Source organism: Dethiosulfatarculus sandiegensis (assembly GCF_000931935.2).
Lineage (GTDB): Bacteria > Desulfobacterota > Desulfarculia > Desulfarculales > Desulfarculaceae > Dethiosulfatarculus > Dethiosulfatarculus sandiegensis.
Window position 1 is genome coordinate 95,790 of record NZ_AZAC01000045.1, and the last position, 16,375, is coordinate 112,164.

Annotated in this window: 19 protein-coding genes; 12 read left to right on the forward strand and 7 right to left on the reverse strand. The window is 53.1% G+C overall.

Going from position 1 to position 16,375, the window contains the following annotated elements; all coding sequences use genetic code 11:
- Positions 1-157 precede the first annotated feature (157 nt).
- The 6 genes from X474_RS20595 (at position 158) to X474_RS20620 (ending at position 5,652) form a co-directional block, all read left to right on the forward strand.
- Positions 158-1,747 carry a TldD/PmbA family protein gene (locus X474_RS20595; RefSeq protein WP_044351668.1) on the forward strand — a complete coding sequence of 530 codons (1,590 nt, stop codon included), beginning with the start codon at positions 158-160 and terminating at the stop codon, positions 1,745-1,747.
- A gap of 272 nt (positions 1,748-2,019) precedes the next feature.
- Positions 2,020-2,457, forward strand: a complete 438-nt coding sequence (locus X474_RS20600) for a DUF3124 domain-containing protein (RefSeq protein WP_197282213.1) — start codon at positions 2,020-2,022, stop codon at positions 2,455-2,457.
- A gap of 117 nt (positions 2,458-2,574) precedes the next feature.
- Positions 2,575-3,936, forward strand: coding sequence for a TldD/PmbA family protein (locus X474_RS20605; RefSeq protein ID WP_044351670.1), 1,362 nt, complete (start codon positions 2,575-2,577; stop codon positions 3,934-3,936).
- 161 nt (positions 3,937-4,097) lie between these two features.
- A complete protein-coding gene (gene rdgC, locus X474_RS20610) occupies positions 4,098-4,715 on the forward strand; it encodes a recombination-associated protein RdgC (RefSeq protein ID WP_044351671.1) in 618 nt (205 codons plus the stop codon).
- A 4-nt stretch (positions 4,716-4,719) separates the two neighbouring features.
- The gene (locus X474_RS20615; RefSeq protein ID WP_052515462.1) at positions 4,720-5,271 is read left to right on the forward strand and encodes a hypothetical protein; all 552 of its coding nucleotides are present in this window, start codon (positions 4,720-4,722) and stop codon (positions 5,269-5,271) included.
- A 54-nt stretch (positions 5,272-5,325) separates the two neighbouring features.
- Entirely contained in the window at positions 5,326-5,652 is a 327-nt protein-coding gene (locus X474_RS20620; RefSeq protein ID WP_156360865.1) for a hypothetical protein, read from the forward strand.
- Positions 5,653-5,722: 70 nt separating this feature from the next.
- Here X474_RS20620 and X474_RS20625 read toward each other — a convergent pair whose 3' ends face one another.
- The 5 genes from X474_RS20625 to X474_RS20645 form a co-directional block, all read right to left on the reverse strand.
- Complete coding sequence (locus X474_RS20625) at positions 5,723-6,148, reverse strand: hypothetical protein (RefSeq protein ID WP_044351675.1); 426 nt, start codon at positions 6,146-6,148, stop codon at positions 5,723-5,725.
- Positions 6,149-6,355: 207 nt separating this feature from the next.
- Positions 6,356-7,537, reverse strand: a complete 1,182-nt coding sequence (locus tag X474_RS20630) for a pyridoxal phosphate-dependent aminotransferase (RefSeq protein ID WP_044351677.1) — start codon at positions 7,535-7,537, stop codon at positions 6,356-6,358.
- A 165-nt stretch (positions 7,538-7,702) separates the two neighbouring features.
- Complete coding sequence (locus X474_RS20635) at positions 7,703-9,187, reverse strand: tripartite tricarboxylate transporter permease (RefSeq protein WP_231688362.1); 1,485 nt, start codon at positions 9,185-9,187, stop codon at positions 7,703-7,705.
- 26 nt (positions 9,188-9,213) lie between these two features.
- Entirely contained in the window at positions 9,214-9,711 is a 498-nt protein-coding gene (locus X474_RS20640) for a tripartite tricarboxylate transporter TctB family protein (RefSeq protein WP_044351679.1), read from the reverse strand.
- A gap of 71 nt (positions 9,712-9,782) precedes the next feature.
- A complete protein-coding gene (locus tag X474_RS20645) occupies positions 9,783-10,739 on the reverse strand; it encodes a tripartite tricarboxylate transporter substrate binding protein (protein WP_044351681.1) in 957 nt (318 codons plus the stop codon).
- 330 nt (positions 10,740-11,069) lie between these two features.
- On the opposite strand from X474_RS20645, the gene X474_RS20650 reads away from it, so the two are divergent.
- Positions 11,070-11,828: a FadR/GntR family transcriptional regulator gene (locus X474_RS20650; RefSeq protein WP_044351683.1), complete on the forward strand. Its 759-nt coding sequence runs from the start codon at positions 11,070-11,072 to the stop codon at positions 11,826-11,828.
- A gap of 76 nt (positions 11,829-11,904) precedes the next feature.
- On the opposite strand, the gene X474_RS20655 is transcribed toward X474_RS20650, so the two are convergent.
- Positions 11,905-13,074, reverse strand: a complete 1,170-nt coding sequence (locus X474_RS20655) for a M20 metallopeptidase family protein (RefSeq protein ID WP_044351685.1) — start codon at positions 13,072-13,074, stop codon at positions 11,905-11,907.
- Positions 13,075-13,701: 627 nt separating this feature from the next.
- On the opposite strand from X474_RS20655, the gene X474_RS20660 reads away from it, so the two are divergent.
- A complete protein-coding gene (locus X474_RS20660) occupies positions 13,702-14,046 on the forward strand; it encodes a hypothetical protein (protein ID WP_044351687.1) in 345 nt (114 codons plus the stop codon).
- Positions 14,047-14,072: 26 nt separating this feature from the next.
- Here X474_RS20660 and X474_RS20665 read toward each other — a convergent pair whose 3' ends face one another.
- Positions 14,073-14,285 carry a hypothetical protein gene (locus X474_RS20665; protein WP_044351689.1) on the reverse strand — a complete coding sequence of 71 codons (213 nt, stop codon included), beginning with the start codon at positions 14,283-14,285 and terminating at the stop codon, positions 14,073-14,075.
- A 100-nt stretch (positions 14,286-14,385) separates the two neighbouring features.
- On the opposite strand from X474_RS20665, the gene X474_RS20670 reads away from it, so the two are divergent.
- From X474_RS20670 to X474_RS20685, 4 genes are all read left to right on the forward strand, one after another.
- On the forward strand, positions 14,386-14,613 hold the full coding sequence (locus X474_RS20670; RefSeq protein ID WP_044351691.1) for a hypothetical protein: 228 nt from the start codon (positions 14,386-14,388) through the stop codon (positions 14,611-14,613).
- A gap of 607 nt (positions 14,614-15,220) precedes the next feature.
- Positions 15,221-15,562 carry a hypothetical protein gene (locus X474_RS20680; RefSeq protein WP_044351694.1) on the forward strand — a complete coding sequence of 114 codons (342 nt, stop codon included), beginning with the start codon at positions 15,221-15,223 and terminating at the stop codon, positions 15,560-15,562.
- Positions 15,559-15,681, forward strand: coding sequence for a hypothetical protein (locus tag X474_RS27090; protein ID WP_269433214.1), 123 nt, complete (start codon positions 15,559-15,561; stop codon positions 15,679-15,681). Before X474_RS20680 ends, X474_RS27090 begins: the two co-directional genes overlap by 4 nt.
- Before the next feature lie 379 nt (positions 15,682-16,060).
- Positions 16,061-16,375: IS256 family transposase (locus tag X474_RS20685; protein ID WP_044351696.1), on the forward strand; the 315-nt coding region annotated here is incomplete at its 3' end.

Sequence of the window (16,375 nt, forward strand, 5' to 3'; positions counted from 1 at the left end):
CAGCTTAAAGGAGGCATGGTCAGTAAAAAATACCCACCTGATGTTATGACCTTGCCTTTGTCCGCCAAGAATCCAGCAAAGGTAAGAGGTGGAGTTGCCTCGAACCGGGATTTCTTTTTTTGCTTCTCCGTATAAAGGCGCTTGAGGAGAACCATACATGAAAGCATTCAAGAAAAACTCGCCAGGCATAAGCCGCAGGAGCTTTTTGGAAACCGTGGGGTGTTCGGCTTTGGCGGTTCCGGTCTGGTTGAGCCTGGCAGGATGCAATACCTTTCATCCCAACAGTCATATAACCGGGCAGGAAGATTCAATGAATTATTTTGAGACCGCTTTTGGCGTGACAAAAGGGGATTTAAACCGCTTGATGCAGACTGCCTTGTCATCCGGCGGGGATTATTGCGATCTTTTTTTTCAGCATACCGAGGGCAACTGGATCGTCATGGAAGACGGCAAGGTCAACCGGGCCTACACTTCCGTAAGCCTTGGCGTGGGGGTCAGGGTGCTCAAAAAAGAGCGCACCGGTTATGCCTTCAGCCAGGTGCTGGACATGCCATCCATGCTGGAGGCCGCCCGCTCCGCAGCTTCCTTGGCCGCCAACGGCAGTCAGCCCGCAGGCGGGCGGGGAATGGAAGTTGGCAATTTCAGGGATATGAAGGGCCTGGACCTTTACGCCATGCAAAGGCCCTGGTCCGAAGTAGGATTATCCGAGCGCATGGACATGCTCAGCACGGTCAACAACCGGCTTAAAAACGCGGACCCGTCAATGGTCAAGACCCTGCTTCAGTTTCAGGATGCGCAAAGCCACATATTAGTGGCCACTTCAGACGGAATCACAGCCTCGGATCTTCGTCCCCGAACCGGGCTTTTCGCCAGTTGCGTGGCCGAGAAAAAAGGCCGCAGGGAGAGCGGCTACTACGATGCCTCGGCCAGGGCGGGGCTTGAGTTCTACACTCCCGAGCTTTTGGATCACCTGGCTGACAAGGCCGCTCAAAACACCCTTCTTTTATTTGAGGCCAAACCCCTTGAGGCAGGAGAAATGCCGGTGGTGCTGGCCGCAGGTTCAGCGGGCATACTGTTGCATGAAGCCATTGGTCACGGCCTGGAGGCGGATTTCAACAGGAGACGCATCTCCACCTATGCCGACAGCCTGGGGCAGAAAGTGGCGGGCAGCCAGGTTACAGTGGTTGACGACGGAACTTTACCCAATGCCCATGGGGCGCTTAATATTGACGATGAAGGCAACCCGAGCCAGCGCACTGTTTTAGTGGAAAAAGGGGTCCTGCGCTCCTACCTGCATGATCGGCTGAGTTCAAGGTGGTACAAATGCCCTTCCACGGGTTCGGGCAGGCGTCAAAGTTTTGAGTATGCCCCCATGCCCCGTATGCGGGCCACCTTCATGGAATCCGGCGAGTATGAGCCGGAGGAAATAATCAAAACCGTTAGAAAAGGGCTCTACGCAGATCAGTTCACCAATGGCCAGGTCAATATTGGGGCCGGGGATTTCAGCTTTTATGTAAAAAGCGGCTATGCCATAGAGAACGGCAAACTCACCCATCCGGTCAAGGATATGAACCTGATAGGAAACGGGCCCGAGGTTTTGAGCCGCATCACCATGGTGGCAAACGACCTGACCCTGGCCCAGGGCGGTTTTATGTGCGGCAAAAACGGACAAACCGTACCGGTGAGTCAAGGCATGCCCACTGCGCTTGTTTCCAAGGTTAATGTGGGGAGTGCCGGATTGGGGTGAGTCAGTGGCGGGTTCTTTAAAGCATCAAACAAAAGGGCGCCCCCGGGAGGAAAGTGGGGGGAGAACCTCCCGGGGGCTCCGGACGGACTCATTATAAAGGCCGCCATTCCTATTATTGACTTATGAGGAATGGAAAATCCAGGGTTAATTTAACCCCCGTTTGAAAATAGGGCTTTTAAAAATATTTTATGAGGCTATCACCAGCCAGGCAAAAGGGAGATGAAGCTATGCATATTGGGGGTGACTTATCAGACGCGCTCAAAAAGGGGCTTTTGATTGCCTTTTTTCTAAGCTTGTTTGCCGCACCTGCCCAAGCTGGGGAAAATTATTCGCATCATACGGTTTATGCTGCTGTTTACAGATCGATTCAGCATAATCACAAAGGCGGCAAGTTCGGATTGGTGAACACCCTTTGCGTGCGTAATACGGATCAGAAAAAAGATTTGATAATAAACGCTGTGGATTTGTATGGCCCTAAGGGGGAAAAGATAAAATCATTTTTAGCTAAACCATTAAAATTAAAACCTCTGGCCTGCCAAAGTTTTGTAGCCGTGCCTGCCGATAAAAAAGAAAAAAAGATCGCGGCCAGTTTTCTCGTGCACTATAAAATCTTTAAAAAAGCCAATCGCCCATTGATTCACTGTGTGACCATAGGGGCAACCATGAATCAGGGGATTTCCTTTATCAGCGAGGGCAGAGAACTTAATTGACTGTCAGCCCGGTAATAGGCCGATCTTCCGTTGGACCCGCCAGTTTGGGGTTCAGAAGATTGAAAGCTGCTTTTTATGTCTTTTTAAATATGCAACAAGGCGCTTAGGGAGAGATTAATGACCAGCAGCTGGGATGAAAACATGAAAAAAACCGCACAAAAGGTTTTAGCCCTGGCCAAAAAAGCCGGTGCAGACCAGGCTGCGGTGAGAATGAAACACTCGCGCTTTTCGGAAGTGGGTTACAGGGACGGTGACATGGAAAAGGCGTCCTCCTCCACCAAACAGCGCCTGAGCTTGAGAATATATGTCAAGAACCGGTTCGGAGCCCATTTCACCAGCGATCTCAGGCCGGAGACCCTGGTTGGTTTCGTGGAAAAAGCCGTGGCCATGACCAGGGTCCTGGAAGAGGATCCTTTTCGGGGCCTGCCCGATAAAAGCGCCCTGGCCAAAGGTCCGGCCCCTGATCTTGGAATTTTGGATAATCAAATGGAGAATACTCCATCTGATTATTGGACCGGGCTGGCCAGAAAAATGGAGAATCTCGCCAGGGAAAAGGCCTTACAGGAAAAGGCTGATCTGGTGAGCAGCCAGGGCGGGGTCTATGGCGAAATATCGGCCATGCACTTGGCCAATTCTCTGGGGTTTGCCGGCAGCCTGCGGGAAAGTGGAGCCTTTGTCAGCGCAGGCATGGTCTTTATGGACCCTGTGGAAAAGAAAAAGCGCCGTTCCGGCGGCTGGTGGGAAGGCGAGCGCCATTTAGCGGATCTTGTAGAGCCGAAACGCCTCGAGAATGTGGCTCTTACGGCCTGCCAACGGACCATGGCCACCATGGGGGCCAAGCCGGGGGCCACCGCCCGGATGAGTGTTCTGGTGGAAAATATAGCCGCAGGACGCCTTATGGGGCAGTTGTTGCAATGCATCAACGGAAGGTCCATATATCAAAAGCGAAGCTATCTGGCCGAGCGCAAAGGTGAAAAGATAGCCGCGGATATATTAAACATGCAAGACAACCCCCTGTTGCCCGGCGGTTTCAGCTCCCAGTGGTTCGACGCCGAGGGCATGACGGCCAAGCCCCTTGGCCTCATAGAAAACGGGGTGCTCACCAATTATCTTTTGGATAATTACCACAGCCGGGCCCTTGGCATGGAGCCCACCACAGGCGAAACCTCCAACGTGCTCCTTGAGCCAAGCTGTGACAAGGGGGTTGGCGAACTCAGCCGGGGCATGGAAAAGGGTATAGTGGTCACCAGCTTTTTGGGCGGTAATTTCAACTCAACCACCGGCGACTTTTCCTATGGCGTTCAGGGGCGTTATGTTGAATCCGGCAAGGTGGTCCACGCTGTGGACGGCATGAATATTGCCGGAAACGCAAATGACCTTTGGCTTAAACTGGTTGCGGTGGGCAATGATCTCTATCCCTATTCCGCGGTGCGGGTGCCGAGCCTTTTGTTTGAGGATGTTCAGGTAAGCGGAAGTTAGCCAAAATTGCCCCGGCAGCCTCTCGGGCGGGCCTGAAGGGTTGTTTAAAACAGCCTTTCGGGAAGATGCGGTTTTTATCTTTTGCACTTTATTTTTGGTTTTGTTTTAATTAGCCCGAAACAGGTTTCAGGGCGGTCTTATATCATTTGGAAAGTGGATAAATGGGTATATACAAAGGCAATGCAACCTTGAGTCGTTACCGGGTGCGTGGTGAGCTTCCCCCCGGTTTCGCGGATTTTGCCGATGAGCGCATCAATCGTTTTGTTTTCAGAAGCATAGACAACACCACAGATGAACTGGGGGTGGGCTGGGTCTCTTCCCTGGACTATCTGGACACCAACTTCGCTAATGCGGGTTATATGCTGGACCCATACATCGTATTGGGGCTCAGGATCGATAAAAGGGCGGTGAGTGGGGCTCTTTTAAAAAAATATCATCGCCTTGAGATGAAAAAGGCCGCGGCCATGCGCGAGGATCACAAGCTCTCCCGGGCCGATCGCGAGGACTTAAAAGAAAAGGCCAGGCTGGACCTTTTACGCCGCATCCCCCCGGCCACCCAGGCGGTGGACGTATGCTGGGACACGGCCAAGGCGGAGGTATGGTTGGGGGCAAGCTCCAAAAAGGCCCGCGAGATTTTTGAAGACCTTTTTCACCGCACCTTTGACCTTAAACTGGAACCTGTTTTACCCTGGTTCACAGCCCAGCGCCTGATCAAGGGCGAGGACCGCTTCAGCCTGGAAAAGGCTGCTCCCTTGAATCTTTACATCTCTGGAGAGTAATGCCATGGATATGGCTGATATACTGAATTCGAAATTATTTTTGGGCCAGGAGTTCCTGACCTGGCTGTGGTATCTGTGCGAGGAACAGGGGTCTGTGGTCTTGGAAGACGGCCGCGAGGTTACTTTGTTCATGGATGAGCTTTTGGTCTTGGGCCCCGCCCAGGGCCAGGACGGCAACCGGGTGACTGTAAGGGGAAAGGAAGCTTCCCTGGCTGAGGCCAAGGAAGGGCTCAAGACCGGCAAGCTGGTGGAAAAGATGCGCCTGGGCATGATCTTGGGCACTGATGAGTTCTTTTTCACCCTCACGGCCAGCGATCTGGCCGTAAGCTCGCTCAAGACTCCACCGAGCCCTCCGGGTGAAAGCAACCAGGATATGGACGGCCAGCGCCTGGAGCGGATTTACCTTATCGACCAGGTGGTAAGCGTGATTGATGAGTTGTTCGGCTTCTTTTTGGGTGCCAGGCTGGAGGATGAAAACGGCGGCGAGCTGTGGCAGGGCGTGATCGCCTGGGCAAATCCCCAAGAACCCGCTCAAAAAGCCCCTGCCGCCGACTGACTCTTGGGAGCGGTTTTCCCTCTACTTATTTAGAATTTGGCGGGAGAATAAGAAATGCCTTCACCAAGCCGTATGTTTGCCTTGCTTGTCTTGAGTGTGGTGGTCTCCCTGGCCCTGGTCCTTTTGATCACTTCCAGGTACATGGAAAACATGACCCAGGCCGAAGTCGCCGTGCGTTGGGCCGCTTTAGTGGTTCAGCAGGATTATTTCGCAGTCTGGGTAAAGGATATACTGGGGCCGGTTCCCCCGTCCTGGGCCCAGCGGCTTTCCGTGGTGTGGTATCAGGCCCAGCCCCAGACCTGGTGGTGGCTGCCTTTGGTCTTTATTGCCACCCGCAGCCTGGTTATAAGGGGAGTCCGCCGCCGTTCGGACCGCATGTAGGTGGTTTGTAAAAGCAAAAAACGCCCCCGCCGGTGCAGGCAGGGGCGTTTTTTATTTATACGGCTTGTTTTCAGTCTTTTTTGGAAGACTTCCAGGCCTCTGTGATGCGTTCTTTTAGGTAGGGGGTCATGTCAGGCTCATCACCCTCCAAGTCAAAGCAATAGCCGGTTTCATTGAACAGGCCTTCGGGAATCTCGTCGCCCAGCTCGTCAGGGTCTTTAATTTCCTCGCCGTAAAAGCAGACAGACAAAAAGCGCTGTCCCTCAAAGGAGACGGTGTCGATCATCACCATGACCGGCCTGTCGCGCCCTTCTCTGGGCTCCAAAGGATTAAAGCGCAGGGAATCGCTGACACCGGGGCGGCAGACATACTCGCCCTTAAGGCCTTCCAAGGTCTCGGCGTGGCTTTTTAGCTCCAAAAGGGCTTGTTTGATGTTTTCCTGATCCTTGGGCCAGGCGTTTATGAACTCGTCAAAACCATCGTAGCTGTGATTCATGGACACTCCTTGAGCACGGGTCGTTTAAGCTTGTGGCCCATGTCTTTGTGGGTGAGTGTAAAAAAGCCTTACAAAACAGACAAAAGATACCACAGCCCGTATAATCACTCAATCTTAACCGGGGTTTCTATTCATATATAAAAAGGGCCTTTCCCCCCTTTCGGAGAGAAAGGCCCCAGGCAAAAGAGAGGGCAAGCCCGCCTTGAATCAGGCCTTGAAATCCTTTAAGGCCTTGGCAAAGCCGGGCAAAGAAGCTTCGATAGTGCTTTCAGGCACAGCATAGGAAATGCGGAAATGTCCCGCCCTTCCAAAACCGGTGCCCGGCACCACGATGATGCGCTGGTCCTTAAGGGCCATGGCAAAGGCCACATCATCTTTGGTCGGGGTTTTGGGGAAGATATAGAATGCGCCTTGGGGCATGGCGAATTCATAACCTGCCTCAATCAAGGCTTTGGTCAGCATGTTTTTGCGTTTTTCATAGCGGGCCACATCCACGCTGACGCCTTGCAGGCGTCCCACGGCCAGCTGGGAAAGGCTGGGGGCGTTTACAAAGCCCAGAATACGGGTGGCCACGCTCATTCCCTTGATGATCAGGTCCGCGTCTTCGCAAACCGGGTTAACCGCCCCAAAACCGATACGCTCACCGGCCAGGGAGAGGTCCTTGGAGTAAGAGCTGACCACAATAGTGTGGTCATAGGCCCTGAAGACCGAAGGCACGGAAAGACCGTCATAGATGATCTTGCGGTAGGGTTCGTCGCTGACCAGATAGATGCGTTTATCAAACTCCGCGCTTTTCCTGTCCAGGATTTCACCGAGTTTTTTCAGGTCTTCGGCCGGATAAACCACACCGGTGGGGTTGTGAGGCGAGTTGATAATCACCATGCGGGTGCGCTCGTTAACTGCCTTTTCCATGGCGTCCAGATCGAGCTGGAAGTCCTCTTTGCTGTCCACGGGGGCAAGGACCCCGCCATGGTTGGAGACATAGGCCACGTATTCCGAGAAATAGGGGTTGGGGGTCATGACTTCGTCGCCCTGATTCAACAGCACCTTGCAAAGGCAGTTGAGCACGCCGGCAGCTCCGGTGCCCATGACGATATGCTCACCTGTGAGCTTAACTTCCTGCTCTTCACTCACAAAACCAGCCACAGACTCCCTGACCTGGGGCCAACCCGGGTTGGGCATGTAACCGTGCGGGGTGTTTATATCCGCGGCCAGTTCCTTCAAGGCCTCAAGGTATTCGGAAGGAGGCGGCAGGTCCGGGTTGCCCAGGGAAAAATCATAGACATTTTCAGGCCCGTATTTTTCCTTGAGCTTGAGTCCTTCCTCATACATGACCCGGATCCAGGATTGTTTACCCATGAGTTCGACCATTTGATCGGAGATAGGCATGTTATTTTCCTTTCTCAGTTTTATTGGAGGCGGTCCGGAGTATCCCCCCTAACGGCCAGCCCTTAAATAAAAAAAGGCGTCCCCTTTTTGCCAAGACAAAAAGGGGACGCCGGTGTTTCCGTTTTTTGAAAGGGCCTGGATAAGGCCCGTAAGACGGAATTGAGGTCAGGCCCCCACTTCCGCTTTTTTCCCACGGCGATCACGCATGCGATCCTTCACCAAGGGGATGAAAATGGTGGCCGCGGTCAGAATAAGTATAAAGACGGTAATGGGGCGTTCAAAGAATATAAGCGGGCTTCCGTCGCCCAGGCTTAAGCTCTCCCTTAATCTGCCTTCCAATATTTCGCCCAATACAATACCCACAACCAGGTTCACCACAGGCCATTTAAGCCTTAACAGAATGTATCCCAAGACTCCCATTACAATGGCCACGCCTGCATCAAAGACCCTGGTGTTCATGGCATAGATGCCGACCAGGGAAACGCACATGATCACCACCGCCAAAAGTTTGGTCGGAATCTTGACGATCATGGAAAAGGGCTTGAGCCACAGTGCCAACATCACAAAAGATACCACATTGATGAGGAACATGGATACATAAAGTGAGTTGATCAGAACAGGCTCTTTGACCAGAAGCAAAGGCCCGGGATAAATGCCGTTAATGGTAAAGACACCCAGGAGAACGGCGCTTAGGGCGTCGCCCGGAATACCTAAGGTGAGCAGCGGAATCATGGCTCCGGCTGGAACCGCATTGTTTCCGGCTTCAGAGGCAATGCAGCCTTCCGGCGTGCCCTTACCGAATTTTTCAGGTTTTTTTGATAATTTCTTAGCTGTGTCATAGGAAATGAACGAGGCCAGAATGGAACCCGCTCCAGGCAAAAGGCCGAGGAAGGTGCCGATAACGCCTGAACGGACAAGAGTGGCCCAGTATTTGATGCCGACAATAAGTTTACTGAAGTCCAGGGTGTTCCTGGAAAGGTTCATGGTGTCGGTCTGAAGGATTTTACGCTCAACCAAAAGCAGAGTCTGGCCGATGCCGAACAAGCCCAGACAAACAGGGGCTATGGCAAGGCCGTTTTGCATACCCAGGGTGCCAAAACAAAAACGAGGGCACAGGGTGGGGCCGTCGATGCCGACCGTGGCAAACAAAAGGCCCAGTCCCAGCAGCAGAACACCCTGCATGAGACGTTCCCGATAGGCCATCACCACCAGCACCACGCCAAACAAACCTGCGGCAAAATATTCAGGGGGCCCGAAACTGGCTGCCACATGGGCCAGCATGGGGGCCAGGAAGACCAGGATAATAACACTGATAACTCCGCCGCCAAAAGAGCCGACCAAGGCGGCGCTCAAGGCGGTCTGGGCCTCACCCTTTTGGGTCAGCGGAAAGCCGTCAAAACTGGTAACCAGAGAAGAGGGCACGCCCGGGGTGCGCATCAGCACCGCAGGCACCGCGCCTCCAAAATAGCCTCCGCAGAAAACGCCCAATAAAAGGGAAAGGGCGATATCCGGCGGCAAGGCAAAGGTAAAAGGCAGAAGCACCACCATTCCCACCATGGGACCAAGGCCGGGCAGAATGCCCACTATGATTCCTATCAGAGCTCCAAAGGAGAGAGACAGGATGTTGGCCAAGGATAGTGCGGTTTGCAAGCCTTCAAAAAAGTGAGCAAACATTTCTATTCAACACCAATCCAGTCCATCACCAGTGGAGTGGGGAAGTAGATGTCCAGGAAGTATACGAACATCACGTACATGACACCCATCACCACTAAAGGCAATACAAACAGTTTCAAGGGAGTGCGTTGCCCCAGGTAATAAAGTGCCCCCATGAGGAACATTACCGAGGATACCTCAAGACCGATCAGCACCATGCCCCACAGATAGGCAATGAGCATGCAAAGCACCACAATGGTCTTGTAAGGGATTCCGCCTCCGTCCAAATGCCAGGTGGCGCCTTTGGGCGGCTTTGCCAGACGGTAAAAAGCAGGCAGGCTGGAGGCTATCATCATGCACAAAACGATCAGGGGAAAGATCAGGGGGCCTTTGTAAAACGGGTCCGGCCCTGAGGTGTCCACCTGCCAGGGAACGCTTATGAGCAGTATGACTGCCAGAGCGCCAATGCCTGCGGCACACAGATCATGCGTGCGGCTTTTAGATTCTTCGGCGTTGGCCAATTCAGGCTCCTTTATACAGAAAAACGCCGGAAGAGCTTCTATTGCTCCCCGGCGTTTTTTTCAGCTGTTATTTACTTGATAACACCCAGTTGCTTCATGATCTGACCAAAGTTGGCCAACTCGCTGTCCATCTGCTTGCGGGCGGCTTTGGCATCGGTGGGATGGGAAACGCTGCCGATTTTCTTGATGGTGTCTTGCACGTCAGGCCTTTTCATGACCTTGAAGAAGACCTCGGAGAGCTTGTTGGCCCTGTCGTCAGCGGTCTTGGCAGGCACGAACATGCCGAACCAGATCGAGTAGGGATCACCAAAACCCTGCTCCTTGACGGTGGGGGTGTCAGGGTAGTTGGGCAGGCGCTCGGGCAACATGCAGGCCAGCAGTTTCAGCTTGCCGGCATCCAGGTAGTCTTTAAGGCCGGTCACGGAGAAGGTGATCACATCAGCGTCGCCTTTGGTGACCAGAAGGGCATTCAGCTTGCGGTAAGCGGTTTCTTTCCACTTGAAGCCGCCTATCTGGGCGGCCTTCATGGCAATCAGGGTCGGCACTGCGCCCAGGCCCCAGTGAGCCAGTTTAAGCTCATGGGTCTTGGCATACTCGGCCAGCTCCTTCAGGTTGTTGTAAGGAGCATCGGCGCGGCAGGCCAGCACAAAGGGAGAGGACCAGACCAGTCCCAGAGGCTTGAAGTCCTGGTTTTTATAAGGAGTCTTGCCGCGCAGAACCTGGGTGATCATGGGGCCAATGGAGATCAGGCCCAAGGTGTAGCCGTCGGGGCGGGCCTGGGCCACCTTGTGGGCGCCCAACACACCGCCGCCACCGGGCTGGTTGATGACTTTAACCGGAACGCCCAACTCCTTGGACATATGGGGAGCCATGGCGGTGAGGATCATGGTGGAGGGGTCATTGGCCGCAGGCCAGGGAACCACGATCTGAATGGGTTTGGAAGGCCATTTAGCCAAAGCTGAGCCGGGAGCCGCGAAGACCACGGCCAGGGCCAGGGCCAGGGCGATGAAAAGCGCTTTCTTTGCCATCGGTACCTCTCTTTGTGAATTCTGTAATTTGGTTGCCCAAGTTAAAGGCCTTTAATTATTATCCTTTTTAAAAAAGGAAACCTTTACTTTAAGCAGCTCCCCATGATTGCCCCAAAGTGGAGTCTGCTTTTATCCAGGCGGGACCATTAAAGAAAAACAACTGGGCCATCTTTTGACGGCCGGTTAAAACCCCTTCGGACACCACGTCCGGCAGGGTTGACCTTTACGGCATAACGTTATATGTTAGACCAAGAATATGTCAAGGGCTTTTATGAATTGAAAAGGTAACATTTGTATATATAGGCCGGGCGAAATCCCAATAGGAGCACAATGATTCAGGTTAGGGAGTTTAAACCTATCAAGACCACCCGGATCTCCGACGAGGTGCTGGCGCAGATTAAAGATGCGATCCTGACCGGGCGGTTTAAACCCGGGGAAAAGCTTCCTTCTGAAAGGGAGCTGATCGAGTCGTTCAATGTGAGCCGGGCAGTGATCAGAGAAGCGGTGAGAAGCCTTGAACTTACCGGATTCGTTACTGTGCGCCAGGGTCCTACCGGAGGCGCTTTTGTCAACGACCTTAACCTTGATCGAGTCTCCAGCGCCTATCTGGATCTTTTTAACGCCGGCAAATTTTCCATGGAAGAACTCACCCAGGTGCGGTTGCATCTGGAACCGGAGATCGTGCGCCTGGCCACTGCCAATATCACCCCTGCTAAATTGGCCGACCTGGAAACGGTTTATAAAAAAGAACACAATCCTACCAAACATCATTCCGCATGGGTCAGGCAGAACCTGGAGATTCATCATGCCTTGGCCGCCATCTGCGGCAACCGGTTTTACGAGGCCTTGATCAATCCGGTGCTCACCCTCACCGAGGAACTCATATGCGTGGTCAAGCCCAGCCAAATGGTGATTCATTCCCACCCGGAACACGCCAAAGTGATCAGGCTGGTGGGCCTGGGCCAGGCGGATAAAGCGGCAAAAGCCATGGCCGAGCATGTGAAAAATACTACCAGCGCCTTGGGCGACCTTGAGAGAGACTATCGCATGCGCATGGGCCTGCCCTTGCCGGATAAGCTTAAGCACTAATCAGTTTAAATCTAAGGGCCCGGTTTAATTACAAGTAAGCCGAAGCCCTTAGTCCAGTTTACCGTTAATTTCGTATCTATCTAAGATAATCTTTAATCGCTGCTAAAAAAATCTCCAACCCAACGCCAAGGCAGTCTTCATCCAGATCAAAGAAGGGCGAGTGCAGCGCGGGCGCGTCTTTTTGCCCGGGGCGGCTGGAGCCCAGGAACATCAAGGTGGCGGGAATCTTTTGGGCGAAAAGGGCAAAGTCCTCGGCCCCCATGGAAGGCCGCTGCCATTTGGCGTTTTCTTCACCCACCACCTTTTCAGCCAGGTTTTTCAGCCAATTGGATGTTTCGGGATCACCGACCAAGGCGGGCATGTAGCCCAGGGTCTTGATCTCAATTTCCACCCCGCAAAGTGACTCTATGCCTTTTTTAATCTCTTCCATGCGGCGGTGCACGGTTTCCCTTATCTCCGGGTCATAGGTGCGGATGGTGCCTTCCATTTCGGCGATTTCCGGGATTATGTTTCCCACCGTGCCCGCATGCAGGGCCCCCACTGTGACCACGGCCGAGTCAAGAGCGCCGATCGCACGGGAGACGATTCCCTGTAAAGCAGTGACAAAGTGAGCCGCCGCCAAAATCGGGTCGCGTCCCTTTTCAGGATGCGCCCCATGGCATCCCTTGCCAGTGATGGTGATGGAGAACCGCTCGGCCGAGGCATGGTTGGCCTTTTCGCAGAATCCCACAAAACCGGCCGGATGCTGGGGGGCCACATGCAGGGCTATGATGCGGTCAGGAGGCGAAAGCTCAAGCACCCCGGCCTTGATCATATTTTCAGCGCCGGAGATTCTTTCCTCGGCGGGCTGGAAGAGCAGAAGCAGGTTGCCCTTCATGTCCTGGGCCAGGTTTTCTTCCACAATTGTTTTGGCCACGCCCAGGAGTATGGTTGTGTGAGCGTCATGGCCGCAGGCATGCATGCAGTTGTCTTTGGTTGAACGATAGGGCACATCGTTCATTTCCTTGAGGGGCAGGGCGTCTATATCCGCCCTGATGGCCAGGGTCTTGCCGGGTTGGCCGCCCTTGATAAGGACGCAGGTTCCGGTTTCAAGGCCTTCCAATTCTATTGGTTCCAGGCCCCAGGAAGAGAGCATCTCCTTGATGCGGCGAGTGGTTTCATGCTCGGAAAAAGAGATTTCAGGGTGCATGTGAAATTCGCGCCTGGTTTTGCTCAACCAACCCTGCATTGGGTGCTTTGCGGGCATGTTTTCTTCTCTCCCCATGTTATGTGATAGGCTGGGTCAATCGCCCCGGCCTGGTCATTTTCAGGTTTCTCAATGTATCATAGTATCTTACAACTAAAGACCACAGAGTCGAGGTTTTTTGATTGGTTTTCAGAAACCTGCGGCCTTTGGATAAAGGCGCGTAATGGAATTGGTGAGATTTTTGTAAGCCCAAAAAAAGGGTTGCCTCTATATCTAAAGACAGCCCTGAACTCTACGGGCTGAGGTTATGCCCCACCACGCCGGCTGGCCGGAACGGTTGTGGGGAGCATCCCACCGATCCGACTGTTTCACTCTAGAAAATCATTTGGGACTAATCAAGCTTTTGCTAGTATCAATTGAAAAGGGCTGCGCTGCTTTGAACGCAACCCTTTAGAGGGTGCAGGCTGAGGTTATGCCCCACCACGCCTGTAGCGCTTCCCGGCATCAGGAGCATCCCATAGCGGGCCCGCATGAAAAGAGTAGACCTTAATCAGGATAAAAGACAATATTATTTCTTTGAACTCAAGCCAAAAAAGCGACAATCTCGGTATTTAATCCTTTTCTGAAACAGGATAAACCCATACAAAAATCAGAACAGGATAGCAGTCGGGTTAAGGTGGAACTGCCATGAACATAACCAAAGATGCATTTGAGATCTACACGGACTTGTTGTTACCCGAGTTGTTGGATGGTATTTGCGAACCATGCACAGTCAGTCGATTGTGCTATCGCCGCGAGGAAATCGACGATGGTTGGGATGAATTGAGCGAATCCGAGCAGGCCCTGGTCCGCCATGCGGACAAGGTTCTGGTATCCGAGGCGGAGACTGTAAGTTCTTTTTGGCTAAAAGAACTGCGCTATCATCGGGAAAAGCTTAACCCACCCCAGGAAAAATGGTGGTGGTGGCTGCATAAGATTGCCGACGACACCTATCCCAAAGAACGCCTGCCAAAGTGGGTGAAAAACGATTAATCCCCGCAAATGCGGCAGGGAACACTTTAGCAAAGAGCCTTTTTCTGGCCAAATTCGGGATGGTGGGCGGCCAGGTTTTTGGTGTTAATGCCGGTTCTTTTCAGCTTGTTGCTTACCTTGTGCAAGGCAAGGGCCTTTTGCCGCCAGGCCTGCTTTGCTCTAAACGTTTCTTCAATGCCCAGGTCGCCCTGTTTTTTCAGGGCCTTCATCTGTCGTTTAAGCTTGTTGACTTGCTTCATTCTGGTGTTTAATTATTCTTTTGTGCCTGATATCCTGGCTATGGCGGACACTGTTTATGGGACCACTTTGGCCGCAATCTGTAAAACGAGGGATTGACCTATGGACAAGTCTTCCCGGTTTTTAATTGGAGCTTATAAATTGGCCATTGGCATGGCAGCCTTAACGGCCACGGTTTATTTTTTCTTTTTAGATCCTTCAGTGGGGCAATTTTTTTGGTGTTTCGTGGCAGCCCCCACTTTTGCCCTGGTCTTTTCAATTGCCTTTGCCCCGTTGGCCCTCTTGTTGGGGGCCGTGGTGGGCATTGCCTCCGGCATCCTTGAGAATTAAGGCGTCTTGTCTGCTTGTTTGGGTCCATGCGGTTAAGCGAATCCACCCACCCTGACAAATCAATCACCAGCTGACTCAGCCAGCCTCAGGCAACGCCCTTTGCCCGCCTTATCACCCCAATTGCCGCACCCGGCTCAAGATGGCGACATCTCCGCCACCGGTTGTTCCGGAGCCGCCCGAGGGCAGCAACCGACTGCAAAAGCAGGCCTGGAATTATTGGCACGAGTTGCCGCCCAAGGCGAGAGAATCAAGGATTGCGGATGCAAAAAGCGCCCAATGGATGAGCGATAAGCACCGAAAGGGTCATGTAGGTACCCATCCCGAACTATCCAAAGGCGATGATGATAGGTATGCCCGGATATCCCGAGACATCCTGAATCGACCGGAAAAAATATTCGTAGGGTTTAGTGACAAAGGGTTTGATCTACTTGCCGCCGATCGTACAGATACGGCTGATTGGCGTGTAAGTGTGGTAAATTTAGACATTAGATTAAAAAGTGGGGTGCCCAAGATGTCAACCTGCTACGGCCCCAAAATAGATAAGCCGATTACCTGGGAAAAAAAGTTTTCAACTTGGGTAATTTAGGATGGGTGGAGGTGACTTGAGATGATTATTAACGACTCGATCGAAAGATACAAAGCGGTTTTGTTGCCTGACCTCCAGGAGTGGGCGCTTGAGCCCGAAACGATCAGCCGAAGCGCTGACGATCGGGAACAGATCGAAACCGCATGGGAAAGCTTGACCGAGGATCAGCGCCACCAGGTGCGACTGGCTGACGCTGTATTGGTTTCAAACGCCGACCAGGTTGCCGAATTCTGGCGGACAGACGAGGTGGGGACCACCAGAGACCGGGACGGGGACATCCCCCTGGACCACTGGTGGTATTGGCTGGACAAAATTGCCGAGGGCTCTTACCCCACGGAATACATACCGGAGTGGGCAAAATGACCGAGGCCAGGTGTGTATGTGGCCGCCTGCTGGCCAGGTGGGACCATTGCGGGTGTTTGGAGATCAAATGCCCCAAATGCGGCAAGATCATGCGGTTTAAGGGCGGTCAGCGCCGTTAATCCGGGATAGAGCGCCAGGGAGCGCCGCGTAAAAATCAGAGAGGCCCGGGTAATCGCTAAGCAGCGAGCCCGGGCCTTTTTTATTGTGGAGAGACCATGAAAAAAATAGTTGCAACAGGGCTCGGCGGTGATCTACTCGGGGCAGCCTCCCTGGCCGCTCCTGAGCCCGAATAAAAAATAGACAGCTCGGAATTGATTTCGGGCGCTGAGCGCCGTCTACATCCCTGATTATTGTCTGGATGTATCCCAGGATGTCATGAAATCGACCCTGGGCCTTTTGGTGTGCATGCCGTTCAAACTGGATCATCAGGAGTGTCAGGGTTTTCGTGTATGGAGCCAATTGTGAGATAATCACCCCTTCATCGGAGGAGTACGCACAATGGCTGCCAAGGGCGAATTGCTTGATGAGTTGCTCAAGGGCTATGAGAAGCCCGAAGACCTGTTGGGAGAAAACGGAATATTCCAAGAGCTGAAGAAGGCCCTGGTTGAGAAGGCGCTTGGAGCGGAGCTTACGCACCACCTGGGGTGCGAGAAAGGTAAGAAGCCGGAAGCCAAAAGCGGCAACACCCGAAACGGCCCCGGCAAAAAGCGGGTGAAGTCAAGCGGTGGTGAAATAGAGTTGTCAGTCCCCCGCGACCGCGACGGCAGCTTCGAACCTCAGTTGATCAAAAAGGGCCGGCGCCATTTCGACGGC

Coding starts and splice junctions, on each gene's coding strand:
- X474_RS20645 (WP_044351681.1), bottom strand. CDS start 10,739: ATGGCAAAGAAAGCGCTTTTCATCGCCCTGGCCCTGGCCCTGGCCGTG.
- X474_RS20605 (WP_044351670.1), top strand. CDS start 2,575: ATGACCAGCAGCTGGGATGAAAACATGAAAAAAACCGCACAAAAGGTT.
- X474_RS20670 (WP_044351691.1), top strand. CDS start 14,386: ATGGACAAGTCTTCCCGGTTTTTAATTGGAGCTTATAAATTGGCCATT.
- X474_RS20625 (WP_044351675.1), bottom strand. CDS start 6,148: ATGAATCACAGCTACGATGGTTTTGACGAGTTCATAAACGCCTGGCCC.
- X474_RS20650 (WP_044351683.1), top strand. CDS start 11,070: ATGATTCAGGTTAGGGAGTTTAAACCTATCAAGACCACCCGGATCTCC.
- X474_RS20630 (WP_044351677.1), bottom strand. CDS start 7,537: ATGCCTATCTCCGATCAAATGGTCGAACTCATGGGTAAACAATCCTGG.
- rdgC (WP_044351671.1), top strand. CDS start 4,098: ATGGGTATATACAAAGGCAATGCAACCTTGAGTCGTTACCGGGTGCGT.
- X474_RS27090 (WP_269433214.1), top strand. CDS start 15,559: ATGACCGAGGCCAGGTGTGTATGTGGCCGCCTGCTGGCCAGGTGGGAC.
- X474_RS20680 (WP_044351694.1), top strand. CDS start 15,221: ATGATTATTAACGACTCGATCGAAAGATACAAAGCGGTTTTGTTGCCT.
- X474_RS20615 (WP_052515462.1), top strand. CDS start 4,720: ATGGATATGGCTGATATACTGAATTCGAAATTATTTTTGGGCCAGGAG.
- X474_RS20655 (WP_044351685.1), bottom strand. CDS start 13,074: ATGCCCGCAAAGCACCCAATGCAGGGTTGGTTGAGCAAAACCAGGCGC.
- X474_RS20595 (WP_044351668.1), top strand. CDS start 158: ATGAAAGCATTCAAGAAAAACTCGCCAGGCATAAGCCGCAGGAGCTTT.
- X474_RS20660 (WP_044351687.1), top strand. CDS start 13,702: ATGAACATAACCAAAGATGCATTTGAGATCTACACGGACTTGTTGTTA.
- X474_RS20620 (WP_156360865.1), top strand. CDS start 5,326: ATGCCTTCACCAAGCCGTATGTTTGCCTTGCTTGTCTTGAGTGTGGTG.
- X474_RS20665 (WP_044351689.1), bottom strand. CDS start 14,285: ATGAAGCAAGTCAACAAGCTTAAACGACAGATGAAGGCCCTGAAAAAA.